The 25,727-nt window shown below is 71.4% G+C and carries 23 protein-coding genes and 1 tRNA gene; 15 read left to right on the top strand and 9 right to left on the bottom strand.

Features of this window, described 5'->3' with window-relative positions:
- Positions 1–79 precede the first annotated feature (79 nt).
- The 3 genes from mfd (at position 80) to AB4030_RS03125 (ending at position 5,330) form a co-directional block, all read left to right on the top strand.
- Positions 80–3,727: a transcription-repair coupling factor gene (gene mfd / locus AB4030_RS03115; RefSeq protein ID WP_442277722.1), complete on the top strand. Its 3,648-nt coding sequence runs from the start codon at positions 80–82 to the stop codon at positions 3,725–3,727.
- A gap of 72 nt (positions 3,728–3,799) precedes the next feature.
- Positions 3,800–4,321 (top strand): hypothetical protein, encoded by a 522-nt coding sequence (locus tag AB4030_RS03120; RefSeq protein WP_442277723.1) that lies wholly within the window; start codon positions 3,800–3,802, stop codon positions 4,319–4,321.
- A 19-nt stretch (positions 4,322–4,340) separates the two neighbouring features.
- Positions 4,341–5,330, top strand: coding sequence for a MazG family protein (locus tag AB4030_RS03125; RefSeq protein WP_442277724.1), 990 nt, complete (start codon positions 4,341–4,343; stop codon positions 5,328–5,330).
- Between the two features lie 189 nt (positions 5,331–5,519).
- Here AB4030_RS03125 and AB4030_RS03130 read toward each other — a convergent pair whose 3' ends face one another.
- Positions 5,520–6,962: a sugar transferase gene (locus AB4030_RS03130; protein ID WP_442277725.1), complete on the bottom strand. Its 1,443-nt coding sequence runs from the start codon at positions 6,960–6,962 to the stop codon at positions 5,520–5,522.
- Positions 6,963–7,335: 373 nt separating this feature from the next.
- Here AB4030_RS03130 and eno point away from each other — a divergent pair, with 373 nt between their 5' ends.
- From eno to AB4030_RS03150, 4 genes are read left to right on the top strand one after another with little or no spacing between them, the layout of a single operon-like run.
- A complete protein-coding gene (gene eno, locus AB4030_RS03135; RefSeq protein ID WP_442277726.1) occupies positions 7,336–8,637 on the top strand; it encodes a phosphopyruvate hydratase in 1,302 nt (433 codons plus the stop codon).
- A gap of 5 nt (positions 8,638–8,642) precedes the next feature.
- Entirely contained in the window at positions 8,643–9,353 is a 711-nt protein-coding gene (locus AB4030_RS03140; RefSeq protein ID WP_442277727.1) for an FtsB family cell division protein, read from the top strand.
- A 35-nt stretch (positions 9,354–9,388) separates the two neighbouring features.
- Positions 9,389–9,958: a DUF501 domain-containing protein gene (locus AB4030_RS03145; protein ID WP_442277728.1), complete on the top strand. Its 570-nt coding sequence runs from the start codon at positions 9,389–9,391 to the stop codon at positions 9,956–9,958.
- On the top strand, positions 9,951–10,937 hold the full coding sequence (locus AB4030_RS03150; RefSeq protein ID WP_442277729.1) for a Ppx/GppA phosphatase family protein: 987 nt from the start codon (positions 9,951–9,953) through the stop codon (positions 10,935–10,937). Before AB4030_RS03145 ends, AB4030_RS03150 begins: the two co-directional genes overlap by 8 nt.
- Before the next feature lie 9 nt (positions 10,938–10,946).
- Here AB4030_RS03150 and mptB read toward each other — a convergent pair whose 3' ends face one another.
- Entirely contained in the window at positions 10,947–12,530 is a 1,584-nt protein-coding gene (mptB, locus tag AB4030_RS03155; RefSeq protein ID WP_442277730.1) for a polyprenol phosphomannose-dependent alpha 1,6 mannosyltransferase MptB, read from the bottom strand.
- Positions 12,531–12,734: 204 nt separating this feature from the next.
- Positions 12,735–12,809, bottom strand: a tRNA-Leu gene (locus AB4030_RS03160).
- Positions 12,810–12,948: 139 nt separating this feature from the next.
- On the opposite strand from AB4030_RS03160, the gene AB4030_RS03165 reads away from it, so the two are divergent.
- The 3 genes from AB4030_RS03165 (at position 12,949) to AB4030_RS03175 (ending at position 14,778) form a co-directional block, all read left to right on the top strand.
- On the top strand, positions 12,949–13,833 hold the full coding sequence (locus AB4030_RS03165; protein ID WP_442277731.1) for a Bax inhibitor-1/YccA family protein: 885 nt from the start codon (positions 12,949–12,951) through the stop codon (positions 13,831–13,833).
- 7 nt (positions 13,834–13,840) lie between these two features.
- A complete protein-coding gene (locus AB4030_RS03170; RefSeq protein WP_442277732.1) occupies positions 13,841–14,155 on the top strand; it encodes a hypothetical protein in 315 nt (104 codons plus the stop codon).
- Between the two features lie 344 nt (positions 14,156–14,499).
- Positions 14,500–14,778: a hypothetical protein gene (locus AB4030_RS03175; RefSeq protein WP_442277733.1), complete on the top strand. Its 279-nt coding sequence runs from the start codon at positions 14,500–14,502 to the stop codon at positions 14,776–14,778.
- Positions 14,779–15,122: 344 nt separating this feature from the next.
- Here the strand turns inward: AB4030_RS03175 and AB4030_RS03180 are convergent, their stop codons facing one another.
- A complete protein-coding gene (locus tag AB4030_RS03180; RefSeq protein WP_442277734.1) occupies positions 15,123–16,346 on the bottom strand; it encodes an acetyl-CoA C-acetyltransferase in 1,224 nt (407 codons plus the stop codon).
- 287 nt (positions 16,347–16,633) lie between these two features.
- On the opposite strand from AB4030_RS03180, the gene AB4030_RS03185 reads away from it, so the two are divergent.
- Positions 16,634–17,389: a hypothetical protein gene (locus AB4030_RS03185; RefSeq protein WP_442277735.1), complete on the top strand. Its 756-nt coding sequence runs from the start codon at positions 16,634–16,636 to the stop codon at positions 17,387–17,389.
- 73 nt (positions 17,390–17,462) lie between these two features.
- Here AB4030_RS03185 and AB4030_RS03190 read toward each other — a convergent pair whose 3' ends face one another.
- A complete protein-coding gene (locus AB4030_RS03190; RefSeq protein ID WP_442277736.1) occupies positions 17,463–18,524 on the bottom strand; it encodes an SGNH/GDSL hydrolase family protein in 1,062 nt (353 codons plus the stop codon).
- A gap of 149 nt (positions 18,525–18,673) precedes the next feature.
- On the opposite strand from AB4030_RS03190, the gene AB4030_RS03195 reads away from it, so the two are divergent.
- Positions 18,674–20,044, top strand: a complete 1,371-nt coding sequence (locus AB4030_RS03195) for a cystathionine beta-synthase (protein WP_442277737.1) — start codon at positions 18,674–18,676, stop codon at positions 20,042–20,044.
- Positions 20,045–20,137: 93 nt separating this feature from the next.
- On the opposite strand, the gene AB4030_RS03200 is transcribed toward AB4030_RS03195, so the two are convergent.
- Together AB4030_RS03200 and AB4030_RS03205 are read right to left on the bottom strand one after the other, a co-directional pair.
- Positions 20,138–20,710: an HhH-GPD-type base excision DNA repair protein gene (locus AB4030_RS03200; protein WP_442277738.1), complete on the bottom strand. Its 573-nt coding sequence runs from the start codon at positions 20,708–20,710 to the stop codon at positions 20,138–20,140.
- A 59-nt stretch (positions 20,711–20,769) separates the two neighbouring features.
- Positions 20,770–21,420 (bottom strand): IMPACT family protein, encoded by a 651-nt coding sequence (locus AB4030_RS03205; RefSeq protein ID WP_442277739.1) that lies wholly within the window; start codon positions 21,418–21,420, stop codon positions 20,770–20,772.
- A 125-nt stretch (positions 21,421–21,545) separates the two neighbouring features.
- On the opposite strand from AB4030_RS03205, the gene AB4030_RS03210 reads away from it, so the two are divergent.
- A complete protein-coding gene (locus AB4030_RS03210) occupies positions 21,546–22,124 on the top strand; it encodes a WXG100 family type VII secretion target (protein WP_442277740.1) in 579 nt (192 codons plus the stop codon).
- 40 nt (positions 22,125–22,164) lie between these two features.
- Here the strand turns inward: AB4030_RS03210 and AB4030_RS03215 are convergent, their stop codons facing one another.
- The gene (locus AB4030_RS03215) at positions 22,165–22,854 is read right to left on the bottom strand and encodes a sirohydrochlorin chelatase (RefSeq protein ID WP_442277741.1); all 690 of its coding nucleotides are present in this window, start codon (positions 22,852–22,854) and stop codon (positions 22,165–22,167) included.
- 200 nt (positions 22,855–23,054) lie between these two features.
- On the opposite strand from AB4030_RS03215, the gene cobA reads away from it, so the two are divergent.
- Both cobA and AB4030_RS03225 read left to right on the top strand, forming a co-directional pair.
- Positions 23,055–24,083: a uroporphyrinogen-III C-methyltransferase gene (cobA, locus tag AB4030_RS03220; RefSeq protein ID WP_442277742.1), complete on the top strand. Its 1,029-nt coding sequence runs from the start codon at positions 23,055–23,057 to the stop codon at positions 24,081–24,083.
- Between the two features lie 68 nt (positions 24,084–24,151).
- On the top strand, positions 24,152–25,285 hold the full coding sequence (locus tag AB4030_RS03225) for a uroporphyrinogen-III synthase (RefSeq protein ID WP_442277928.1): 1,134 nt from the start codon (positions 24,152–24,154) through the stop codon (positions 25,283–25,285).
- On the opposite strand, the gene AB4030_RS03230 is transcribed toward AB4030_RS03225, so the two are convergent.
- Entirely contained in the window at positions 25,275–25,661 is a 387-nt protein-coding gene (locus AB4030_RS03230) for a winged helix-turn-helix transcriptional regulator (protein ID WP_442277743.1), read from the bottom strand. The genes AB4030_RS03225 and AB4030_RS03230 overlap by 11 nt on opposite strands.
- Positions 25,662–25,727 lie beyond the last annotated feature (66 nt).

The raw sequence follows: 25,727 nt of genomic DNA on the forward strand, positions 1-25,727 counted from the left end.
CGATCGACGTGGGTCCGTCATGCTGCCTGCGCGTCGGGGGACCTGTCGATCGCCGTCTGAAATGTTGGGACGTCTGCTCATGAGCACAACCACCACCCGAACCCCGGCTCGCCTGTCCGGGCTCCTCGACGCCTGGCAGGCAGAGCCCACCGCCCGCCGGGTGCTCGAGCAGGTGGGGCGGGCCCAGCTCGTCGACGTGTCGGGGAGCGACGGCAGCCGTCCGTTCCTCGTCGCGGCCCTGGCGCGCGCCGCCGGCGACGCCGGGCCGGTCGTGGTCGTGACGGCAACGACACGTGAGGCCGACGACCTGGCCGCGGCCCTCGAGGCCTTCCTGCCGCGCGACGCCGTTGCCGTCTTCCCGAGCTGGGAGACCCTTCCGCACGAGCGCCTCTCGCCCCGCAGCGACACGGTCGGCCGGCGACTGGCCGTCCTGCGGCGGATCGCGCACCCCGACCCCGACGACACGGCATACGGCCCCCTGTCGGTCGTCGTCGCGCCGGTCCGTGCGGTCCTCCAGCCGATCACGAAGGGTCTGGGTGACCTCGTGCCGGTGGCGCTGCGTCCCGGCGACGAGCAGCCGCTCTCCGACGTGGTCGAGGCGCTCGCCGCCGCGGCCTACACGCGCACCGACCTCGTCGAGCGTCGCGGTGAGTTCGCCGTGCGCGGCGGGATCCTCGACGTCTTCCCGCCGACCGAGGAGCACCCCGTCCGCATCGAGTTCTGGGGCGACACCGTCGAGGAGGTGCGGTGGTTCAAGGTCGCCGACCAGCGCAGCCTCGAGGTCGCCGAGCACGGTCTCTGGGCCCCGCCGTGCCGCGAGGTCCTGCTGACCGACGAGGTACGGGCGCGAGCGGCCGAGCTGGCCACGCAGCTGCCCGGCGTCGCCGACATGCTGACCAAGGTCGCCGAGGGGATCGCGGTCGAGGGCATGGAGTCGCTGGCGCCCGCGCTCGTCGACGGCATGGAGTCCGTGCTCGACGTGCTGCCCACCGAGTCGATCATCGTGCTGGCCGACGCCGAACGCATCCGCACCCGCGCCCACGACCTCGTCCTCACGAGCGACGAGTTCCTCCAGGCCAGCTGGGCCAACGCAGCCGCCGGCAACAACGTGCCCGTCGACCTCGAGTCGGTCCTCGGTTCGGCCTCCTACTGGACGCTCGCCCAGGTGCGCGCGCACGCCGTTGCGTCCGGACGTCCGTGGTGGACGCTGACCCCGTTCAGCTCGGACGCCGAGCTCGTCATCGAGGATGACGACGTCGACGTCCGGCTCTCCCTCGGGACCGTCGACCCCGAGGCGTTCCGTGGAGACACGGACCGGGCGGTCGCCCACCTCAGGGAGCGCACCGGCGACGGGTGGCGGGTCGCCGTCGTCACCGAGGGGCCAGGTCTCGCCAAGCGCGTCGAGGAGGTGCTGCGCGACCACGAGGTGCCCGTCGACCGGCTCGCCGACACGGTCCCGAGCGGCCGAGCCCTCATCGCGACCGCTTCTCTCGGAAGGGGATTCGTCGACGAGGCCGCACGCCTCGAGGTGCTCACCGAGACCGACCTCACGGGTCAGGTCGGCAGCTCGACGTCGACGAAGGACATGCGGCGTATGCCGTCACGCCGGCGCAACCAGGTCGACCCGCTGCAGCTGCGGCCGGGGGACCACGTCGTCCACGAGCAGCACGGCGTCGGCCGATTCGTCGAGATGATGCAGCGCACCGTCGCCGGAGCCACCCGCGAGTATCTCGTCATCGAGTACGCCCCGAGCAAGCGCGGCCAGCCGGGCGACCGCCTCTTCGTCCCCACCGACCAGCTCGACCAGGTGACGAAGTACGTCGGCGGCGAGGAGCCCACCCTCAACAAGATGGGTGGCTCCGACTGGACCAAGACCAAGTCGCGGGCCAAGCGCTACGTCAAGCAGATCGCGGCCGACCTCATCCGCCTCTACAGCGCCCGCCAGGCCACGAAGGGTCATGCGTTCGCGCCGGACACCCCGTGGCAGCGCGAGCTCGAGGACGCCTTCGCCTACATCGAGACGCCCGACCAGCTGGTCAGCATCGACGAGGTCAAGGCCGACATGGAGAAGCAGGTGCCGATGGACCGGCTCATCTGCGGGGACGTCGGCTACGGCAAGACCGAGATCGCCGTGCGTGCGGCGTTCAAGGCGATCCAGGACGGCAAGCAGGTCGCGGTCCTGGTGCCGACCACGCTGCTCGTCAGCCAGCACCAGCAGACCTTCGCCGAGCGTTACGCGCAGTTCCCGGTCAAGGTCGCCTCGCTGTCGCGCTTCCAGAGCGACAAGGAGGCCAAGGAGGTCATGGCCGGCATGGCCGACGGCAGCATCGACCTCGTCATCGGTACGCACCGGCTGCTCGCCAAGGATGCGCGCTTCAAGGACCTTGGGCTCGTCATCATCGACGAGGAGCAGCGCTTCGGCGTCGAGCACAAGGAGCTGCTCAAGACGATGCGCACAGCCGTCGACGTGCTGTCGATGTCGGCCACGCCGATCCCGCGCACCCTCGAGATGGCTGTCACCGGCATCCGTGAGATGTCTACTCTCGCAACGCCGCCCGAGGAGCGTCACCCGGTCCTCACCTTCGTCGGCGCCTACGACGAGAAGCAGATCACCGCCGCGGTGCGTCGGGAGCTGCTGCGCGAGGGTCAGGTTTTCTTCGTGCACAACAAGGTGAGCAGCATCGAGAAGGCGGCTGCTCGACTGCGCGAGCTCGTCCCCGAGGCGCGCATCGCGACGGCGCACGGCCAGATGGGGGAGCACCGCCTCGAGCAGGTCGTCGAGGACTTCTGGGAGAAGCGGTTCGACGTCCTCGTCTGCACGACGATCGTCGAGACCGGGCTCGACATCTCCAACGCCAACACGCTCATCGTCGAACGCTCCGACATGCTCGGTCTGTCACAGCTGCACCAGCTGCGTGGTCGCGTGGGCCGTGGACGCGAGCGCGCCTACGCCTACTTCCTCTACCCGCCCGAGAAGCCGATGACCGAGACGGCGCACGACCGCCTGCGCACCATCGCGAGCAACACCGACCTCGGCTCCGGCATGGCCGTCGCCATGAAGGACCTCGAGATCCGCGGCGCGGGCAACCTGCTCGGCGGCGAACAGTCCGGTCACATCCAGGGCGTGGGCTTCGACCTCTACGTCCGCCTCATCGGCGAGGCCGTTGCCGACTTCCGCGGCGACGCCGTCGACGTGCCCGCCGAGATCAAGATCGAGCTGCCGGTCGATGCCCACCTCCCGCACGACTACGTGCCGGGAGAGCGGCTGCGTCTCGAGGCGTACAAGAAGCTCGCGACCGTCGAGACGTTCGAGGCCGTCGACGAGATCGAGGCCGAGCTTCGCGACCGCTACGGGGCGCCGCCCAAGCCGGTGCAGAACCTCCTCGAGGTCGCGCGACTGCGTGTCGTGGCCCGCGCCGCGCGCATCGGCGACATCGGCGTCCAGGGCAAGGTCGTGCGCTTCGGCCCGGTCAAGGAGCTGCGCGAGAGCCAGCAGCTGCGCCTCATGCGCCTGTATCCGGGCACGCTCGTCAAGGAGGCGCTCGGCACCATCCTCGTTCCCGTCCCGATGACGGCGCGCGTCGGTGGCAAGCCACTGCGCGACGTCGAGGTGCTCACGTGGGCGCGGCAGCTGATCCAGGCCGTCCTGCTCGACGACATCGCGGCCGCATCGTCGGCGTCGTCCGCATCGTCGGGTGCGACCAGGTCCGGCGTGGGAGCACCGTAGGATGTCAGACGCATCCGCCAGAGGAGGAAATTCGTGAAGGCTTGGTCTGCTCAATCCGCGAAGCGTGCGGCCGTGGTCGGCGTCGCCACGCTCGGTGCCGTGTCGCTGCTCGGCGGGTGCGGTTTCGAGACGCGCCAGCAGGCTGCCGCCGTCGTCAACGGCAAGGTCATCCACGAGTCCGACGTGCGCGAGACGTTCGACCAGCTCAAGGCCGCCAAGCTCGACTTCGCCGAGAACATCGTCGTGACGGCCCTCGTCGCGGCGCCGCTGCTCAAGGACGCCGTCGCGACCTCCGGCAGCTGGAAGCCCGACGCGACCTACGCCTCCGTCATCTCCTCGATCCCCGGCGCCACCGACACGACGAAGGAGTTCGTCGCGGCGGTCGCCCTCATCCAGTCGCAGAAGATGACGCCGGCCGACGTCGCCGCCTATCGCGCCGACCTCCAGAAGGCCGACATCACGGTCAACCCCAAGTACGGCTCGGTCGTGAAGTCCGACCAGGGACCGGTCTACTTCACGATCGGTCAGCAGACGCCCAACTGGGTCAAGCCCGCTGCCAACCCTGCTCCCGCCACGCCGTCCGCCGCGCAGTAGCCCTGCCACCTTCGCCGCCGTGACTGCCCGCGTCGTCCTGCTCGTCACGACCCCCCGCATCGCGCCGGGGCTCCTCACCCGCGAGGCGTGGTCGAGCCTCGAGCAGGCGTATGCCGTGTGGGGACGTCCCGACGAGCCGCAGGTCGCCGCGCTGGTCGAGGCCGGCGTCGAGGTGCTGCCCCGCGAGCCTGCCCACCCGGCCGACCTGGCGCGTGACCTCGTGGCGGCCTCCGAGGTCGGCGACGTGGTGTGGGTCGGCTCCTCCGATGGCGACCCCGGCCTCAGCGACGCCATCGCCGTCGAGGTGACGCGACTTCCCGAACCTCCCGACGTCGAGCTGCTCATCGGCTCCTTCGACGTCCCCGGTGCGCGCCTGCTCGACGTCGTCGCCGTCATGGACCGGCTCCGTTCGCCGGGCGGCTGCCCGTGGGACGCGAAACAGACGCACGCCTCACTCGTCCCCTACCTGCTCGAGGAGGCCCACGAGGCGATCGAGGCCATCGAGAGCGGCGATCCCATGCACATGCAGGAGGAGCTGGGCGACCTGCTCCTGCAGATCGCCTTCCAGGCCCGCGTGGCCGAGGAGCACGCGACCGAGCCGTTCGACATCGACGACGTGGCCGGCGGCCTCGTCGACAAGCTCGTCCGGCGTCATCCCCATGTCTTCGCGGAGGTCGAGGCGGCCACCGCTGATGCTGTCGAGGCCAACTGGGAGGCCATCAAGGCCGCCGAGAAGCAGCACCGGACGCACCCCCTCGAGGGTGTGCCGAGCTCCCTCCCGGCCCTCGCCCGGGCCGAGAAGTTCGTGTCGCGGCTGCACCGGACCGGCCGGGACGACCTCGTCGACGCGGCCGTCGCGGCAGGGGACGTCGGCGCCCAGCTGCTGGACCTCGTCCGTCGTGCCCGGGCCGAGGGCGTCGACGCGGAAGCCGCACTGCGTGAGACCCTGCGGGAGCTGGAGCAGCGTTCAGCCGCGACCGATGGAGTCGAGGACCACCCGGCCTCCTGAGCCGTGGCTCAGTCTCGCGTCACTCGCGTCACTCGTGTCACTCTGGCGCGCATCCGCCCCTTCGGCCCGGCGTGAGGCCGAAGGGGCGAGCCCGGCGCAACTCGGCAGGGGGGGTGCCGGGAGCGCCGGGCCCGCGGGCGGATGCACGGGCTGAGGTACCCGCGCCCCCGCCGTTCATGGGGTCCACTCTCAGTATGCTCCGTGTGAGGCGAAGACGGCATGGACCGTGCGAGCCAGGATCGCGAGATCCTGGACGATCGACCAGTTGTCGACGTAGTAGAGGTCGAGGCGGACGGTGTCCTGCCACGAGAGGTCGCTCCGACCCGAGACCTGCCAGAGGCCCGTCAGCCCGGGCCGCACGTGGAGCCGGCGCTGGACGTCGGTCTCGTAGCGGCGGACCTCGGCCGGCAGGGCCGGCCTCGGCCCGACGAGGCTCATGTCGCCGTTGATGACGTTGATCAGCTGCGGAAGCTCGTCGATGGAGAACCGGCGCATGACGGCTCCGATTCGCGTGATCCGCGGGTCGTGCTCAGCCTTGAAGAGGACGCCCTCGGCGTTCTTGTTGAGGTGGCTGACGCCCGACAGGCGGGCCTCCGCATCGACGACCATGCTGCGGAACTTGAGGCACTCGAAGAGCTGACCGTCGCGGCCGACACGGGTCTGGCGGAAGAGCACCGGGCCGCCGTCCTGCAGCTTGGTCAGCAGCGCGAAGGTCAGCATGACCGGCGACGCGAGGAGCAGTGCGACGGTGGCGCCCACCAGGTCGAAGGCGCGCTTCAGGCCGCGGGAGGCCGCGAGACTCTGCGGCGGTTCGACGTGCACGAGCGGCAGACCACCGACGGGGCGCATGGCCATCCGCCCTGACGAGATGTCGCTGAGGCTCGGGACGACCGCCATCTGCACGTCGTGACCCTCGAGGTCCCAGGCGATCCGGCGGAAGTCGACCGCCGACGGGAAGGCGCCTTCGGAGAAGAGCACGAGGTCGGCCTCGGAGGCGAGGGCGTTGGAGGCGGTCTCGTTCGTGAAGCCGATGACCGGCACCCCGCCCGGCGTCTGCTCGACCGGCCGCGTCGACGGCACCAGGGCGCCGATGATCTGGAAGCCCAGCCACTTCTCGCGGCGCAGGACGCTCGCGACCTCGTCGATCCGGCTCTCGGACCCGGAGATGATCACCTTCGTCAGCAGGCGCCCGCGGCGGTGCAGACGGTGGACGATCCTGCGGGCCGTCCACCGCCACAGCAGCAGCACCGGCACGCCGACGAGGAACAGCAGGACGAAGAAGACCCGGGAGAGCTCGAACTTCGTCAGGTAGCTGGAGATCCCGATGGCGCCGGCCGTGAGTCCCGCAGCGCCGAGCACCCGGGCGTACTCGACGGTGCCGACCCCGATATGGGCCTTGGTGTAGGACCCTCGCGCCACGTTGGCCAGCATCCAGGCGACGATGATGGCCGGCCCCACGGACAGTGCGACCGTGTTGACGTCGTTCGCCACCGGCAGCAGCACCGGCGTGTCGACGCGCCGGACGGAGGCCAGCAGCGTCGCTCCCACGATGATGACGAGGTCACCGGTCGCGATCCCCAGCTGGAGCAGCCGTTGCCCCCGCAGCCGCTCCGTCGTCCTGCGTGCATCCACTCTCGCGTTCAGGTCCAGGAGAATAGCTCCTGGCTGTTGCACGGCTTGCCCCATGACAGCACCAACCCCCCGCTGGCGTCGTAACTCCCCAATGAAACCAGCCACCCCCCGGTGACACTTCGGAGTATGTCGGGTTCGGTCACGCCAAGGTCAAGAACCGGTAAGTCTTTTCTCAGGTTGGGTGTGAATGAACGCGTATAACCCGTAATGTCTGACCCATTTTGCGGCGCCGGTCGGCCCGCGTCCCGGGATGGGCCACCGGGCCGGGTCGCTGAGGGCCGACGGGGTGGCCACCGACTACGCTTTGGTGCGATGCACGCACCCGCGCGATCCGGCGGTGGGTGTCCGAGCGCGACCTGCACAGGAGTTGTCAGTGGCCAGCATTGAGGAGATTGGCGCCCGCGAGATCCTGGACTCGCGCGGCAACCCGACCGTCGAGGTCGAGATCCGTCTCGACGACGGCACGTTCGCTCGCGCGGCCGTCCCGTCCGGCGCCTCGACCGGCGCCTTCGAGGCGTCCGAGCGTCGCGACGGGGACAAGGGCCGCTACCTGGGCAAGGGTGTCGAGCAGGCGGTTGACGCCGTCATCGAGGAGATCAACCCGCGCCTCGTCGGTTTCGACGCCAGCGAGCAGCGGCTCATCGACGCCGAGATGATGGCGCTCGACGGCTCCTCCAACAAGGAGAACCTCGGCGCCAACGCGATCCTCGGCGTCTCGCTCGCCGTCGCTCATGCCGCCGCCGAGTCGGCCGGTCTGCCGCTCTTCCGCTACGTCGGTGGCCCCAACGCGCACGTGCTCCCGGTCCCGATGATGAACATCCTCAACGGCGGGTCGCACGCCGACTCGAACGTCGACATCCAGGAGTTCATGATCGCGCCGATCGGCGCTCCGACCTTCCGCGAGGCGGTCCGCTGGGGCGCCGAGGTCTACCACGCGCTCAAGAAGGTCCTCAGCGAGCGCGGCCTCGCCACCGGGCTCGGCGACGAGGGCGGCTTCGCCCCGAACCTCGAGTCCAACCGCGCCGCGCTCGACCTCATCCTCGAGGCGATCAAGGCCGCCGGCTACGAGCCCGGCCGCGACATCGCCCTCGCGCTCGACGTCGCCGCGTCCGAGTTCTTCGAGGACGGCTCCTACGCCTTCGAGGGGGCCAGCAGGTCGGCTGACGAGATGGTCGCCTACTACGCCGAGCTCGTCGAGGCCTACCCGCTCGTCTCCATCGAGGACCCTCTCAACGAGGAGGACTGGGACGGCTGGCAGTCCATGACCGAGCTGCTCGGCAGCAAGGTCCAGATCGTCGGCGACGACCTCTTCGTCACCAACCCCGAGCGCCTCGGCCGCGGCATCTCGACCGGCACCGCCAACGCGTTGCTCGTCAAGGTCAACCAGATCGGCACGCTCACCGAGACGCTCGACGCCGTGACGCTCGCGCAGAGCAACGGCTACCGCTGCATGATGAGCCACCGCTCGGGCGAGACCGAGGACGTCACGATCGCCGACCTGGCCGTGGCCACCAACTGTGGCCAGATCAAGACGGGCGCCCCGGCCCGGTCCGAGCGCGTCGCGAAGTACAACCAGCTGCTCCGCATCGAGGAGGAGCTCGACGACGCAGCGGTCTACGCCGGCACCGGCGCGTTCCCGCGCTTCGACGCGAGCCGCTTCGGCGCCCAGGGCTGACGCCGATGGCCGACCGCACGCCGTCCCGTCCGGGCCGCCCGTCGTCGACGGGCCGTCCGGGCGGTGGGGCGCGGCCGGCCGCAGCCCGTCCGGCTCCCCGCACGTCTTCAGGCAGGTCCTCGGGCACCGCGTCCGGTGGGTCCTCCGGCACGGCGACCGGCCGCTCGGGAGCGGGCCGCTCGTCCGCGACCCGTCCCGGTCAGTCACGTCCGGGCGCGTCACGGGCGAGCCGCCCGGGCGCCGGCAAGGAGCGGCCGGCTCTCGCCGCGCGACCGCGAACCCCGCAGAGCGCCCCGCCCTCGGCCTCGACGGCCTGGGTGCGCGGAGCCATCCTCCTCGGCATCCTCGTGATGCTCGCCGTGACCATCGTGCCCACGCTGCGCTCACTCGTGCAGCAACGGGGCGACGCGGCGGCCATGCAGGACAAGGTCGCCGAGCAGCGCCAGAGCGTCCAGCAGCTCGAGCGGCAGGCCGCGCTGTGGAAGGACCCCGCCTTCATCGAGGTCCAGGCCCGTGAACGGCTGAAGTTCGTCCGCGTCGGCGACCGCGCCTACACCGTCATCGACCCCGCGGCCGACCACGCCAGCGCTCCTGTCGCTCCGCGGCCCGTCGTGGCCGCACCCCTGGCCAACGCGGCGTCGCCGTGGTACGGCAAGGTGTGGCAGTCGGTCCAGATCGCCGACCGACCGACGGCCGGGGTCACGCGCAGCAAGTGACCGCGGCCAGCCCCGAGACCGAAAGGGAGCCTCGCGTGAGCGACTCCGCACCTCCGTCCCCGCCGCCCGTCGAGACCTCCGACCTCGACGCCGTCGAGCGCCAGCTCGGGCGGCGCCCCCGCGGGGTGGCCGGCGTGGCGCACCGCTGCCCGTGCGGCGAGCCCGACGTGCTGCGCACCGAGCCCCGGCTGCCCGACGGCACGCCCTTCCCGACGACGTACTACGCCACGTGCCCCCGCCTCACGGGCGCGGTGAGCACCCTCGAGACGGCCGGCGTCATGAAGGAGATGACCGAGCGCCTGGCCCACGACGAGGAGCTCGCGGCAGCGTATGCGAAGGCGCACGAGCACTACCTGGCGCAGCGTGCCGAGCTCGGCGACGTGCCCGAGATCGACGGGATCTCCGCGGGCGGCATGCCGACCCGCGTCAAGTGCCTCCATGTCCTCGTCGGTCACTCCTTGGCCGCTGGTCCGGGCGTCAACCCGCTCGGCGACGAGGCGCTCGCGATGCTCGACGAGTGGTGGCGGCCGACGTCGTGCGCGGCCGTGCACGCGGCCGAGGACGCCGCAGCCTCCACCTCCGCCGGGGAGGCGACCCATGAGTGACCCGACCAGCACCGAGACTCTTCGTGTCGGCGCGATCGACTGCGGTACCAACTCGATCCGCTTGCTCGTCGCCGACATCGACCCCGGCACCGGGGCGCTCACGGACGTCCTTCGCCGCATGGAGATCGTCCGGCTCGGCCACGGGGTCGACCGCACCGGTGTCATCGCGCCCGAGTCCATGGAGCGCACGCTCGCCGTGACGCGGGAGTATGCCGCCGTCTGCCGTGACCTGGGCGTCGCCCGCGTGCGCTTCGTCGCGACGTCCGCCTCACGCGACGCGCGCAACGCCTCGGACTTCATCGAGGGCGTGCACACGGCCTTCACCGAGCACTTCGGCTCCGAGGTGTCGCCGGAGGTCGTCACGGGTGATGAGGAGGCTGCCCTCTCGTTTGCCGGCGCCACCGGTGGGCTTGCCGCCCAGGGCATTTCGGGCCCCTACCTCGTCGTCGACCTGGGCGGCGGCTCGACCGAGCTGGTCCGTGGCACCCAGGACGTCGAGGCCGCCCGCTCGGTCGACATCGGGTGCGTGCGCATGACCGAGCGCCACCTCGTCGGCGACCCGCCGACCGACGGCGAGATCGGGGCTGCCATCCGCGACATCGACGCGGCGCTCGACGTCGCCGAGTCGGTCGTGCCACTCGAGGGTGTCGCAACGCTCGTGGGCCTGGCCGGCAGCGTCACGACGATCACGGCGCACCTGCTGCGCCTGCCGGCATACGACCCCGAACGGGTCCACCTCGCGCACTCCGCACCCGCTGACATGGTCGTCGCCTGCGACGAGCTGCTCGGCATGCCCCGCGCGCAGCGCGCCGAGCTGCCCTACATGCACCCGGGCCGCGTCGACGTCATCGGGGCCGGTGCCCTGGTGTGGCGGCGGATCGTCGAGCGGGTCGTCGACCGCGCCGGCGTCACCCAGGTCGTCACCTCCGAGCACGACATCCTGGACGGCATCGCGCTCAGCGCAGCACGACGTGGCTGACCGACCCCGTCAGCGGCCCGGCAGGATGGCGGCGAGCACGGGCTCGTCGGACTGCTCGTGCAGGCGCCGGCGGTTGGCGCGCAGCCGCGCGGCCATCCACAGGGCTGCCGAGACGCCCAGCGCCCAGGTGCCGTTGGAGACCGTCGCGTCGACGACGCCGTAGGTGACGAAGAAGAGCGTCACGAAGACGACGGCGCGCACGTGCTTCGCCGACAGGCGCACGGCGGCGAGCAGCAGGCCGCCCCACAGGAGGTACCACGGGTGGATGACGGGGCCCGACGCGCAGAGCACGAGCAGGGCACCCGCCGTCGCGAGCACCGGGTTGCGCGGCGCGAACCGCCAGGTGATCCAAGCGATCCCCGCCAGACCGGCGACCAGGCCGATCGTCTGGGCGATCGGCACGGGCAGGGACCACGAGCTCTGGGGCATGCCACCGACGCGCATGAGCCACTCGACAGCGCTCCCGAGGAAGGTCGGCGGCGAGAGCAGCGAGCGCAGCGAGACGGGGACGGAGAGGTTGGGGATCCAGCCCCAGCCGAGGCCCGACACGGCGGTGATGGCGGTGAAGGTCGCCGCGGTGATGCCGCCGTAGACGAGGCCGTGTCGGACCATGGCCCGCAGGCGGGCGCGGGCGCCGGGCTCGAGGTCGCTCTGGGCCTGCAGCGCCATGCCGACGACGCCGATGAGGGCGAGGACGGCCGTCTGCTTGTAGGCGGCGGCGGCCGCGATCGTCATCGACGCGACGACGAGCTGGCCCCGGCTGGCGAGCAGCAGCGCCAGGGTGACGAGAGCGACCATGACGGCGTCGCCGTGGGCACCCCCGATGAAGTGCATCATGACGAGCGGGTTGAGCACGCCGAGCCAGAGCGCGTGCCGGCCGCTGACGCCGTAGCGCTCGGCGAGACGGGGGAGGGCGTAGGCGAGCAGCCCGACCGCGAGCAGTGCGGGCACGCGCATGGCGACGGCCGACACGTAGGCGTTCTCGGGGAAGACGCTGACGACGAGGTGCTGGACCTGCAGGGCCAGCGGGCCGTACGGCGCCGGGGTCTGCACCCACATCGGGTCGACCTGGTCGGCGAAGGGCCCCGCCACCCAGAACGGGCCGACGGCATACGGATCCATCCCACGCAGCACGATCTGGCCCTGCGCGGCGTAGCTGTAGGCGTCGCGGCTGAAGAGCGGCGGCGCGAGCATGATCGGCAGGCTCCACAGCAGCCACGCGAGGGACGGCGCCTTGCGCCCGTGGACCGGTCGCATCCGCAGCCACGCGTCGACGAGCAGGGCCATGCCGACCGCGAGCAGGATGGTGGTCAGGATTCGGCCGGCGCCGGTGCCGAGCCACTCGAGGCCGAAGCGCTCGATGAGCGGCGAGGCCGGCAGCTCGAAGGTGTCGGCAGGCAGGAACGCCGGGCTGATCGAGCCCGCGGCCACGAGCGAGGTGCCGAGCGTGCCCCGACGGACCATCGGGTCGGCCCAGCTGCGACGCAGGGCGGCGGCGAACTGCTCACCGTAGGCCGCGACGCGCGGGTCGACCGACCAGGCCGTGCGCGTCGGAGCCGTCGTCGTCGCCCCCGCGACACGCTGCTCCAGCACCCGCTGCTCCTTCATGTGGTTGAGGGGTCGCACTCGGGAGCGCGACACACTCCCCGGAGGAGCGCCGACGATGGGCCCCTGGACCTCGTTCTCGCAGGTCAGTCTAGGTGGAGAGGCTGAATGCATGCCGTGCCACGCCAAGGCGTGGGCGGGCCGTTACCGAACCGTGCCCGCACAACGCCCGCACAACCGACATACGTGACGTACCCCCGGAGGGACTCGAACCCTCACCGTTGGCGATTTTAAGTCGCCTGCCTCTGCCAGTTGGGCCACGGGGGCGCAGGCCCCAGTATGCCGTCGGCTCGGCCCGGTCTCGCGCGCGGGAACCTTTCGCCGGGGTGCGTTCGCTTACCCTTGGGGACAGTCGCCACGCCCATTCGCGGGTCGTGGCACCCAGTGCTTCGAGGAGCGCACTCACATGGCAGGTGGAAACCCGGTCTTCGACCGGCTCAACAAGCAGATCGAGAAGGAGCGCTACGCCGGTTTCGGTGCGCCCCAAGGCAGTCCGCAGCAGCCGGCGCAGCAGGGCACGCAGGCCGCAACGACCGGCTACGCGACCCAGGACGCGATGACCGCGCAGCAGCTGAACGAGCTCTACTCGCAGCCTCCGGCCGGTCCGGTCGACACCGGCCGCGTCACGGTCGACGACGTCGTCGTCAAGAGCCTCACGCTGTTCGTCGTCACGGTCGCCGTCGCCGCCGTCTCGTGGTTCTGGACCAAGGCCAACTCCGACATGACGCTGCCGTTCTGGCTCGGTGGCATGTTCGGCACGCTGATCCTCGGCTTCGCCATCGCCTTCATGAAGAAGGTCTCGGTGCCGCTGCTCATGGTCTACGCCGTGCTGCAGGGCGCCTTCCTCGGCGCCTTCAGCCAGTACGTCGCGTCGATCCCGAGGTATGCCGGCGTCGTGCAGATGGCGGTCCTCGCCACGCTCTGCGTCTTCGTCGCGATGTACGTCGGCTACGCGACGGGCTTCGTCAAGGTCAACGACAAGACCCGGCGGATGTTCTTCTTCGCGATCGTCGGCTACGGCCTCTTCTCGCTGCTCCAGGTCGTCCTGCTCATGACCGGCGTCATCAGCGGCTGGGGCTTCGGCGGCAGTGGCAGCCTCGGCCTCATCCTGTCGGTCCTCGGCGTCGGCCTCGCGTCGTACTCCCTGGCCATCGACTTCGACACGATCGACAACGCCGTCCGGGTGGGTGCGCCGAAGAAGTACTCCTGGCTGCTCGCCCACGGGCTCATCGTCTCGATCGTCTGGCTCTACATCGAGTTCGTCCGTCTCTTCGCGCGCCTGCGCGACTGACAGCCCGATGACACCTTCGCGCGCGGGTTCGCCGACCCCGCAGGAGGTGTCCGACGAGCTCCGGCGCGTGGTCGAGCGGTGGCACCAGCTGCCGCTCGACCACGCGCTTTCGCGTATGCCGTCCGTCCGGGCCGTCGTCCAGTCGCTCGCCGACTGCGTGGCGCGGGCCCGGGGCGTCGCGCCGCAACCGGTGCCCGACCTCGGGCCCGCCGCGGTCATGGACCAGCTGGCGGTGATGGTGCACGACCTGTTCGTGACCGAGCCGGACGCCGATCCCGCGGTGGTCGCGAACGCCCTGGCCGGCATACGCAGGCTTCTCTGAGCCCACCGGGGGCAGCGCCACACGGCGCCACGTGGCGGCTTCTCGCGGTCGCAGCGCGCCCTGGGCCGCAACAACCCGCCAGTCGGCGAGGTGTCGTGCCGCCGGCCTGCACGCCGAAGGGCCCCTCCCGGACGGCCTGTTCGGCTTTTAGTGGGGGTACCGGGGGCAAATCGGTACCACCGGAGGGCGCCTCCCAGCTTCTGCTGGGGGGCGCCCCCTTGTTGGGCAGCATGGAGGAAGAAGTCGCCCGCATCCGCGGCCGCGCTGGCTGCGGAAGTTGCCCAGGAGGCGGATGCGGTCATGGTGAGTCCGGACAAGAGCATCAGCAATCGAGATTGGAGGCCATGATGGCCAACAGCAACGCCGGCGAGGGGCGGCAGACCGCTCAGAAGGCGTACGTCGACTACGACTTAGACTCACCTCGCTACATCCCCGTCGGACACGTGGGCTGGTACGTCACCAGAGCTCGGTTCAGCGTCTCGCTTCGAGGGCACCTGCGCGCCTTGGTCACGCTCGTCGACGGCCGTCAGGACTGGGCCCCGATCGACTCAATGCCGGACCTTCGGGAGAGGGCCGCCCGGAGCCCCGAGTTGCGGCACCTCGTCGGGATCCGGCGAGTCTAGTGACGATCGGGGGCCCCGCCGCCCGAATATCGCTGACCAGACCAAGAGCTCCTCGTCCCTCCGGGGACGAGGAGCTCTTCTGTGTTCCCGGACTTTCGTCGAAGTCGCGCATCTAGTCCCCGCCGACAGCCGGGTGGTGGGAAGCCGGGATTAGACATAGGTCATCCGGATGGTTTGCCGAACTCGACAGCCCCTGAGACAAGAAGAGCGGCTCTCCCGCGACCGATCGACCGATCAAGACCACGGGAGACCCGGCGATGTTGCCCCCAGAACAACACTAAAAGCCGAACAGGCCCGGACGGAAAGGGCCCTTCGGCGTGAGTGGTGCAGGTCGGCTGACGGCGTCAGCTGAGGCGCTCGAAGATGACGGCCATGCCCTGGCCGCCGCCGACGCACATCGTCTCGAGGCCGAACTGGCCGTCGCGCTCGCGCAGGGCGTTGATGAGCGTGCCGGTGATGCGGGCGCCCGTGGCGCCGAACGGGTGGCCGATGGCGATGGCGCCGCCGTTGACGTTGAGCTTGTCGTAGTCCATCCCGATCTGGTCGGCCGAACCGATGACCTGGGCGGCGAACGCCTCGTTGATCTCGTAGAGGTCGATGTCGCCGATCGAGAGCCCGGCGCGCTTCAGCGCGAGGTTCGTCGCGTCCACCGGCCCGAGGCCCATGATCTCGGGGGAGAGGCCGGTCGCCGCGGTCGAGACGACCCGGGCGAGGGGCGTGAGGCCGAGCTCCTTGGCCTTGGTGTCGCTCATGATGACGAGCGCAGCGGCGCCGTCGTTGAGCGGGCAGCAGTTGCCGGCCGTCACGGTGCCCTGCTGGCGGAAGACCGGGTTCAGGCCCTGCACGGCCTCGAGCGTCACTCCGGCGCGCGGCCCGTCGTCCTTGGTGACGACGGTGCCGTCGGGCGTCGTGACCGGTGTGATCTCCCAGTCGAAGAAGCCGCGGCCGATGGCGGCCTCGGCGCGGTTCTGCGACGTGACGCCCCACTCGTCCTGGCGCTCGCGGGAGATGCCGTATGCCGTCGCGACGTTCTCGGCCGTCTGCCCCATCGCGATGTAGATGTCGGGGAGCAGGCCGTCCTCGCGGGGGTCGGTCCACGTCTCGTTGGTCTCGGCGATGCGCTTCGTGCGGGCCTGGGCCTCGGCGAAGCGGCCGTTCTGCTGGTCCTCCTTGGCGCCGCCGGCACCGGCCCAGTCGGTGTACTGCGAGACGCACTCGACGCCGGCCGAGACGAAGATGTCGCCCTCGCCGGCCTTGATCGCGTGGAAGGCCATCCGCGTCGTCTGGGCCGAGGAGGCGCAGAAGCGGTTGATCGTGGCGGCAGGGGTCGCGTCGAGGTCGAGCAGCGTGGCGACGACCTTGGCCATGTTGGAGCCGTGGCGGCCGGAGGGCTCGGCGCAGCCGAGGTAGAGGTCCTCGACGAGGCGCTTGTCGAGCGCGGGCACCTTGTCGAGGGCGGCCTGGATGACGCTCGCGGCAAGGTCGTCGGGACGGACCTCCTTGAGCGAGCCCTTGAAGGCCCGGCCGAACGGCGAGCGGGCGGTCGAGACGATGACGGCTTCGGTCACGGGAGATCTCCTGGTGCAGCATCGACGGCCCGCGCGGCGGTGCGACGGGCGACTAAGCGCTTGCTCAGTCCCCACGATGGTAGGACGTCCTCGCACCGGTTGGACAGGGCGCCGGCCATGACGTGCGTCTCGCCGCGGCTGCCGGGCCGCGGGTGGGTCCCACCGACCGGGTACGACCCCGGAGTTCGCCCACGCGACCGTTAGGGTGGACCGTCGGCGCTGCCGCGCCGAGCCTGGTCTGGGCACTCACCCCGGGCCATCCGACCAATCAGGGGGGCTCGTCCACCATGAAGACCATCACGACTCGCGTCCTCGCCGTGTCCGGCGCGATCGCGATCAGCCTCGGCACTGCCGCGTGCTCGAAGTCCGAGACGCCCGCCGCCACCGGCGGCTCGGGCAGCACCAGCGTGTCCACGCCGGCCGCGAGCTCGTCCACCACCGCCAGCGCCCCCGTGGCGTCCGAGATCCTCGCCAAGGCCAAGGCGAACGCGCTGGCCGCGAAGTCGGGTGCGTTCGTCGGTCAGGTCGACCAGAGCGGCAAGACGATCAAGATCGACTTCAAGGGCACGAGCGACGGCAAGACGGCTGACATCGCCATCGAGATGGAGGGCGATGGCAAGGCTCGCGTCATCTCCGTCGGCGACGGTGTCTACATCCAGGGCGACGAGACGTTCTGGAAGAAGCAGGGTGCGCCGGCGTCCGTCCAGAAGGCCGGTGACAAGTTCATCCAGGCCCCGGCGTCCGCGGGGTCGATGACCCAGAGCCTCAGCCTCAAGAGCTTCCTCGAGAAGGCCTTCGGCGCGGTCACCCCGGATCAGCTGGCCAAGGAGGTCGCGAGCGAGAACGTCGGCGGCGTGGACTGCTGGGTCCTCACCGACAAGAAGGGCAAGGGGGAGGGTGCGCTCTACGTCTCGAAGGACAAGTCCGAGGTCGTGCGCTTCACCGGCTCGTCGTCCAGCCCGGGCCAGCTCGACTTCTCCAAATGGAACGCCGATCTCGGCATCAAGGCGCCGGAGGCGGCCCAGATCATGAAGATCGGCTGACCTCCAGCACGGCGCGTTGGGGCCGTCCGCACGAGCGGGGCGGCCCCTTCGTCGTGTGCTCCCTGGGGCGGTGTCAGTGCAGGACGGCGTCCTCGGTGTGGTCGTCGGGAGGCCGGACGGCGGTCTCCGGCAGCCCGGATGATGCAACGGTCGGGCGCATGCGGTGCAGCAGGACCGCCCAGCGTCCGTGCGCACCGCGGGACTGACCGCCGACCTCGGCGCGAGCGACCTCGGTGCCGGGCCGGGTGACGGCCCGCGTCGCCGCGACCGCGAGCGGCCCGACGCTCTCGCCGCGACGCACGTTCGGCTGGGTCGGCGTGCTGCGCTCGCCGAAGAGGTCGAGGGCGGCGCTCACGGTCGGYAGCAGCGCCGCGGCGACCCGGGCGTAGCCGGCGGGGCTCGGGTGGAAGCGGTCCTGGCTGAACATGACGTGCGGCTCGGCCGAGAACGCCTCGCTCAACAGGTCGCCGACCGACACCGCCCGCCCGCCGGCCTCCACGACGGCGACCGTCTGTGCGGCTGCGAGGTCGCGGGACCAGCGGCGGGCGAGCAGCCGCAGCGGCTGCGGCACGGGTTCGATGGCCCCGAGGTCGGGGCAGGTGCCGACGACGACCTCGGCGCCGGCTTCGCGGAGGCTGCGCACCGCCATCTCGAGGTGGCGCACGGCGACGGACCTGTCGATGCGGTGGGTCACGTCGTTGGCGCCGATCAGGATGACGGCCACGTCGGGCTCGGGGACGGCTGCGAGCGCACGCTCGACCTGCTCGTCGAGGCCGGGGGACTCGGCGCCGATGACCGCGACGTTGGTCAGCTCGACCGGGCGGCGGCTCAAGGCGGCGATCTCCGTCGCGATCGTCGCGCCGATGGTCTGGTGTGGGTGGTCCGCCCCCATCCCGACGCCGGTGGAGTCGCCGAGCACGACGAACCGTAGGGCGACGCCGGACCCGGAGCCGTAGGTGCCGCTGTCGGACGGGGCGCCCTCGAAGGGCTGGCCCACGATCCTGCGGGCCATCATCGCCTCGACCCGCAGGATCCCGTAGCCGAGGGCGCCGAGGGCGCCGAGGCCCGCGACGCCCACTCCGCCGCCGTAGGCCGCAGCCTGCGCGATCTTGCGCGCGCGCCGTGCACGCCCCATCCCGAAGCCCCCCTCCTGCGCCGTGCTCCACCAGGTCCACCACGGTAACGCCCGGACTCGACGGTCCGTGCCCGGTTTGCGGGCAGCGGCCGGGACTCCGCGTGGGCCGCGTGTCTCGACCGGCGGGACAGCCCTCCTAGGATGGGCGGGTGAAGTATGCAGAGAACGTCGCCGACCTCGTCGGCAACACGCCCCTGGTCAAGCTCGGCTCCGTCGTCGCGGACGCGGGGGTGAGGTGCACGGTGCTGGCGAAGGTCGAGTACTTCAACCCCGGCGGTTCGGTCAAGGACCGCATCGCCCTGCGCATGGTCGAGGCTGCGGAGCGCGACGGCCTGCTGGGGCCCGGTGGCACCATCGTCGAGCCCACGAGCGGCAACACCGGCGTGGGCCTGGCCCTCGTGGCCCAGCGCCGCGGCTACCACTGCGTGTTCGTCTGCCCCGACAAGGTGAGCCAGGACAAGCGCGACGTGCTCAAGGCGTACGGCGCCGAGGTCGTCGTGTGCCCGACCGCCGTCGAGCCGGAGCACCCGGACTCCTACTACTCGGTCTCCGACCGCCTCGTGCGAGAGATCGACGGCGCCTGGAAGCCGAACCAGTACTACAACCCCGAGGGTCCCAACAGCCACTACCTGACGACGGGCCCCGAGATCTGGCGCGACACCGACGGGCGGGTCACCCACTTCGTCGCGGGCGCCGGTACCGGCGGCACCATCAGTGGCACCGGCAAGTACCTCAAGGAGGTCAGCGACGGCGCCGTGCGCATCATCGCCGCCGACCCCGAGGGCTCCGTCTACTCCGGTGGCACGGGTCGCCCGTACCTCGTCGAAGGTGTCGGTGAGGACTTCTGGCCCGGCGCCTACGACCCGTCGGTCGTCGACGAGGTCATCGCCGTCAGCGACGCGGACTCCTTCGAGATGACCCGGCGCCTCGCCCGCGAGGAGGGCCTGCTCGTCGGTGGCTCCTGCGGCATGGCCGTCGTGGCCGCGCTGCGCGCCGCGAAGGACCTGCCCGAGGACGCCGTCATGGTCGTCCTGCTGCCCGACTCCGGCCGCGGCTACATGAGCAAGATCTTCAACGACGAGTGGATGCACTCCTACGGCTTCCTCAACGACCACACCGAGGCGACCGTCGGCTCTGTCCTGCACGGCAAGTCGGGCGACATGCCGGCCCTTGTGCACACGCACCCCAACGAGACGATCCGTGACGCCGTGCAGATCCTGCGCGAGTACGGCGTCTCGCAGATGCCGGTCGTCAAGGCCGAGCCGCCCGTCATGTCGGGTGAGGTGGCCGGGTCCGTGAGCGAGCGGGCACTGCTCGAGGCGCTCTTCGCCGGCCACGCGCACCTTGCCGACTCCGTCGAGAAGCACATGGAGAAGGGTCTGCCGCTCGTGGGCGCCGGTTCACCCGTGTCGGCAGCGCGCAAGGAGCTCGAGGACTCCGACGCGATCCTCGTCGTCGAGGACGGCAAGCCCATCGGTGTGCTCACGCGCGCCGACCTGCTCGGTTTCCTCGCCGACTGACCTCGGTCAGGCGCCGCCTGATAGCACGTATGCCGCTGGGCTCGCTTCCACGAGAAGCGAGCCCAGCGGCATACGTGCGAAAAGCATTGTGTCTCAGGCTTCTTGCCTGGCCTTCGCCTCGGCCTTCTTGGCCTGCTTGAACTCCCGGACCTTGAGCAACGAGTCCGCGTCGACGACATCCGCCACCGAGCGGTAGCCGTCGAGGGCATAGTCGCCCGCTGCCGCCTCCCAGCCCTCGGGGCGGATGCCCAGCTGCTTGGCCAGCAGCGCCACGAAGATCTGCGCCTTCTGCTTGCCGAAGCCCGGCAGCTCCTGCACGCGCCGGAGCAGCTCCTTGCCCGTGGTGGCCTCGGTCCAGAGCCGCGTCACGTCGCCGTCGTAGCGGCTCTCGACGAGGGCGGCGAGCTCCTGCAGGCGCGCCGCCATCGAGCCCGGGAACCGGTGGATCGCCGGGGGTGTGCTGGCCATCGCCTTGAACTCGTCGGGGTCGGCCGCCGCGATCGCTGCGGGATCGAGCGTGCCGAAGCGGCTCAGCACCTTGTAGCCGCCGCGGAAGGCGTGCTCCATGCCGTACTGCTGGTCGAGCATCATCCCGACGACGACGGCGAACGGGTGCTCGTCGAGGACCTGGTCAGCGGCCGGCTCGTTGGCGATCTGGAAGCCCATGCAGGCATGCTCTCACGCGGTCCGGGCAGGACTCGTCGCATCGGGCGGCACTGCCCACGTCAGGGCGTGGCGTCGACCCACGCCGGCTGGCCCGGCGCGATCCGACCGGCCCCGGAGGTCAGGGTCGCGACGGTGCGCGCCACCTCCGCGACGGCATCGGGCGCTGCCGTGACGGACAGGCGCATGCCCTGCGGCAGGTAGTCGACGTTGCCCACCTCGACGTGGGCCAGCCCTCTCAGGGCGTGCTCGACCCGCGGACCGGACGTGTGGTCGACGTCGACGACGACACCTTCTCGCAGCTCGCGAGCCAGCATCGTCGCCTCGTGGAGTGCCTGCGACACGGCGTCGCCGTAGGCCCGGATGAGGCCGCCGGTGCCGAGCAGGGTTCCGCCGAACCATCGCGTCACGACGGCCACGACGTCGGTGAGACCACTGCCCCGCAGGACGTCGAGCATCGGCGCGCCCGCGGTCCCCGAGGGCTCTCCGTCGTCGTTGCTGCGCTGGGTCGCGCCGTCCGGCCCGAGCACGAAGGCCGTGCAGTGGTGCCGGGCGTCGCGGGTGCCCGACCTCACCTGCTCGACGAACGCGCGCGCCGCCTCCTCCGACGACGCCGGCGCCACGTCGCAGAGGAACCGCGACCGCTTCACCTCGAGCTCGGCGGTGGCGGGCGATGCGAGGGTCAGGTAGCGGCGTGGCGGGCTCAGCGGCATACCTTCCCTCGCGGGGCGGGCGGGACCTTTCGAGTATGCCGGGAGTCCGGGGAGCGCTCCCCATTGCACCGACCGTGCCCGTCAGGTGAGGATTGGTCCGGTTTGCAGGGGTGAAGGGGAGATCTGTGTTCTCGAAGGGTGCTGACGTCGACGCGCTGCGCGACTCGGCTGGTCGCATGACGTCGTTCGGCCGTGAGGTCGACGTGGTCCGCGCGCACGGTCAGCGGGCGGTGTCCACCATGCAACGGGCCTGGCAGGGGCCGGACCTGCAGCACCTCGTCGAACGCTGGCGTCGGGTCGAGCATGACCTGCACCGCATCAGCACCGAGTTCGACCAGCTGTCGCGACGCCTCCATGACAACGCCGACTTGCAGCACCGCTCGAGCGGCTCGTCGGTGGTCGGCAGCGGGTCGCACCGCGGGGGCGACGGGTCGGCGACGCTGCCGGCTCTGCAGGGGCACGGGGGACGTCAGGTCGGGCCCGGGGTCGAGTCGGCGGCAGGCCTCGTCGGGTGGGGCCCCGACCGCGGTCGTCCGGTCGTCAACCCGGGTGTGCCGCACGCAGCCCACGCGGTCGGCTGGGGCCACTGGATCGGGCGGGCGCCCGTCGGGGCAGCCGTGTTCGAGCCGCTGGCTTTCGGCCCGGTCGTGCCCGCCGGAGTCGCGGCGGCAGCCGCTCAGGACCTCGGCCTGCCGATCCGCTGACCCTCGACGTGGCCGCAGCCGCGCTCGTCAGCCGGGCTCGTCAGCCGAGGTAGCGCTCGACGACGACGTCGACGAGCTCAGCCGGAGCGGGTTCGTGCGGGAGCAGGAGCGGGGGAGTCACGACGTCGGCGCCGGACCTGGCGGCGAGGTCGGCGAAGAAGCCCGGTGCGAGCAGATAGGTCGCGACGACGACTCGACGTCCCGGAAGGCGCTGGGCCGCAACAGCATCCGCGAGCTTGGGTTCGGCGGCAGAGAGGTAGCCCGTGACGACGGGACGCCGGATGAGGCGGCCGAGCGCTGCCGCCACCTGCTCGCAGTCGCGCACGGCCGACGCCTGCGAGGACCCGGCAGCGCCGAGGACCACGACGTCGTCGTCGCGCACGCCGGCGGCCTCGAGGCGACGCAGGAGCAGGCCCGCGAGGCGGTCGTCCGGGCCGAGAGCCGGCGCGACCGTGGTGCCCGGGACGGCAGCCGCGGCCCCGGTGAGGTCGACGTAGACGTGGTAGCCGGCCGAGAGGAGCAGCGGCACGAGCCGGGCGGGTGCGGCGGCCTCGAGCGAGGACAGCACGGCTCCGGGTCCGGGTGGCTGCACGTCGACGAAGGCTGCTCGGACGGTGAGGTCCGGACGCCGCGCCGCCACGGCGGCGACGAGGCTTCCGATCGCCGACCGGCCGGCCGCCGAGGACGTGCCGTGGGCCACCGCCACGAGCACGGGTGCTGGGCTGGTCATGGCCTCACTCTGTCAGGCCGGACCCGCGGGGGTGTCGGGCTGTCCGAGGCCGCGGCGGAGGGCGCCCACGCGAGCGCACGACACGCATACGCCCGGGCGAGCAGGTCGTTACCAAGGCATCGCGGGACGGAAACGCGGACGAAACACGCCCTTCCTAACGTTGGACCCGACGTGGAACGCGAGCTGCGACGGAGGCCGGTGTGCTGATCGAGACCGACCTCACGGGGCTGCCCGTGCTCGTCGTGGGTCCGCCGGGTCTGACGACCGAGACGGTGCGCCGCTACCAGCGGGCCGGCGCGGTCGTGTCGGTCGCAGCGTCGCCCGGTGACGTGACGACAGCAGCCTGCGAGATGGCCCGGTTGGCGGTCCTCGTCGGACCGGCAGCCACCTGGTCTGGGACACGCGCGGCCCTCGCGGGGCGCTGCCCTGTCGTCACCGAGCCCGCGCGGGAGGCGCCGCGGGGCCAAGTCGTCCTCGTCGGGGCGGGTCCCGGGGGGATCGAGCTCATGACGCTGGCCGGGGTGCGCGCCCTCGCTGACGCCGATGTCGTGCTGACCGACCGCCTCGCCGAGGTGGGCGACCTCGCCGCTCTCGCGCCCGGGGCCGCGATCGTCGATGTCGGCAAGCGTCCCGGGCACCACGCCGTGCCCCAGGGCGAGATCGAGCGCATCATGGTCGAGCACGCGGTGGCCGGGCTCACCGTCGTGCGGCTCAAGGGCGGGGACCCGTACGTCTTCGGCCGTGGTGGCGAGGAGGTCGCCGCGGCGGTCGAGGCAGGGCTGCCCGTCACGGTCGTCCCCGGGGTCTCGTCGGCGGTCGGCGTGCCGGGCTGCGCCGGGATCCCCCTGACGCACCGGGGTGTCAGCCACGCCTTCACGGTCGTCTCGGGGCACGTGCCGCTGGAGCCACGCCAGGCCACGGCGCTCGCGGATCTCGGCGGCACCGTCGTCTTCCTCATGGGGATGCACAACCTCGTGCCGCTGACGACGGCCCTGACGCGCGCCGGTCTCGCCCACGACACCCCGGCTGCGATCGTGGAGCGCGGCTTCACCCCGGACCAGCGCAGCATCGTCGGGACGCTCACCACGCTGCCTGACCTCGCGGCACGGGCCGGTGCATCCTCGCCGTCGGTCATCATCGTCGGTGAGGTGGTCCGGCAGTCGGCCGTCTGGGACCGCCGTGTCGGGGCCGCGTCGCCCTCCGGCCTCGCCGTGGGTGTGACGTCGTGAGCGAGCCGACCACCCCGCCCGCCTCGGCGCCGCGACGCGGCCACCCGCATACGGCGTGGTCGGCGGACCTGACGGGACCCGATCCCGATGCCACGCGCCTCGAGTCGACGGGAGCTGTGCTCGAGGGCTTCCGGATCGCCGTGACGTCCGACCGTCGCTCCGCGGACCTCATCGACGCCTTCGTGCGCCGCGGGGCCGAGGTGCTCCACGCACCCGCCGTCCGCATCGCGCCCGTCGAGGAGGACGAGATCCTCATCGGCGACACGCGCGCGATCATCGAGTGTCGGCCCGACGTCGTCATCGTCACGACGGCCTACGGATTCCGGCGGTGGATCGAGGCCGCCGACGCTGCAGGGCTCGGCGAGGACCTGGCCCGCACGCTCGACCGCGCGCGCATCATCGTGCGTGGTCCCAAGGCGCGCGGGGCGGTCCGGGCGGCGGGTCACGACGACGACGGCATCGCCGACGACGAGCGCACGGCGTCGACGGTCGGGCTGGCCCTCGAGGGTGGTGTGGCCGGCCGCCGAGTCGCCGTCCAGCTGCACGGGCACGAAGATGTCGAGCAGCTCGAGCGGCTGCGCTCGGCCGGCGCCTCGGTGCTGACCGTCGCGCCCTACCGGTGGGTGCGCCCGACCGACGAGAGCCGTCTGGGACGTCTCGTCGCCGCAGTGGCGGCCCGCGAGGTCGATGTCGTGACGTTCACGTCGGCCCCGGCCGTCGATGGACTCGTCTCTGCCGCAGCGCAGCTCGGCATGGACGGGGTGCTCGTCGACGCTCTGCGCTGCGGCGTCACGGCGGCTGCGGTCGGACCGGTGACGGCGGCGCCGCTCCTTGACCTGGGTGTGACGCCCATCGTCCCGGACCGCTTCCGGATGGGCGCCCTCGTCCGCACCGTCGTGGAGCACCTCACGCGCAACGGGGTCGAGGAGGTGCAGACCGCCCTGGGCCTGCTCGTCGTGCACGGCCGCGTCGTGAGCTTCGGCGGGGAGACGGTGGCACTGGCGCGCGGTCCGCGGGCGATGCTTGCGGCGCTGATGTCCGAGCCGGGTGCCGTCCTGAGCCGGGAACGGCTGCTCGACGAGCTGCCAGACGCCGAGAACGAGCACGCCCTCGACATGGCTGTCAGCCGGTTGCGCTCGGCGCTGCCCGACCGGCACCTCGTGCAGACGGTCGTGCGCCGCGGCTACCGCCTCAACGTGTAGCCGCCACCTCGGCGTCGCCGACGATGGCCGGCGCGTGGTCGGCGATCCAGTCCATGAGGGGCACCATGCGCTCCGCCAGCTCGCCACCGCGTGCGGTGAGGGAGTACTCGACGTGCGGCGGGACGACCGGCCTGGCGTCGCGGTGGACGAGCCCGTCGGCCTCGAGCATGCGCAGCGTCTGGGCGAGCATCTTCTCGCTGACGCCTTCGGCGCGGCGGCGCAGCTCGCTCCACCGCAGCGGCTCGCCCTCGGCCAGGGCGAGGATGACGAGCGTGCCCCACTTGCTCGTCACGTGGTCGAGGACGACGCGGCTGGGACAGCCGGAGGAGAAGATGCCGTCGGGGAAGTGCCGGCGCAGGGTGGGACTAACCGTCATGTCAGTACCTTACTTCAAAGTGGGTACTAACTTCTGGGAAGTATGCCGTGGGCGCCGTCGTTCTGC

Source organism: Terrabacter sp. 2YAF2 (genome assembly GCF_052114705.1).
In the GTDB taxonomy this organism is placed as follows: domain Bacteria; phylum Actinomycetota; class Actinomycetes; order Actinomycetales; family Dermatophilaceae; genus Terrabacter.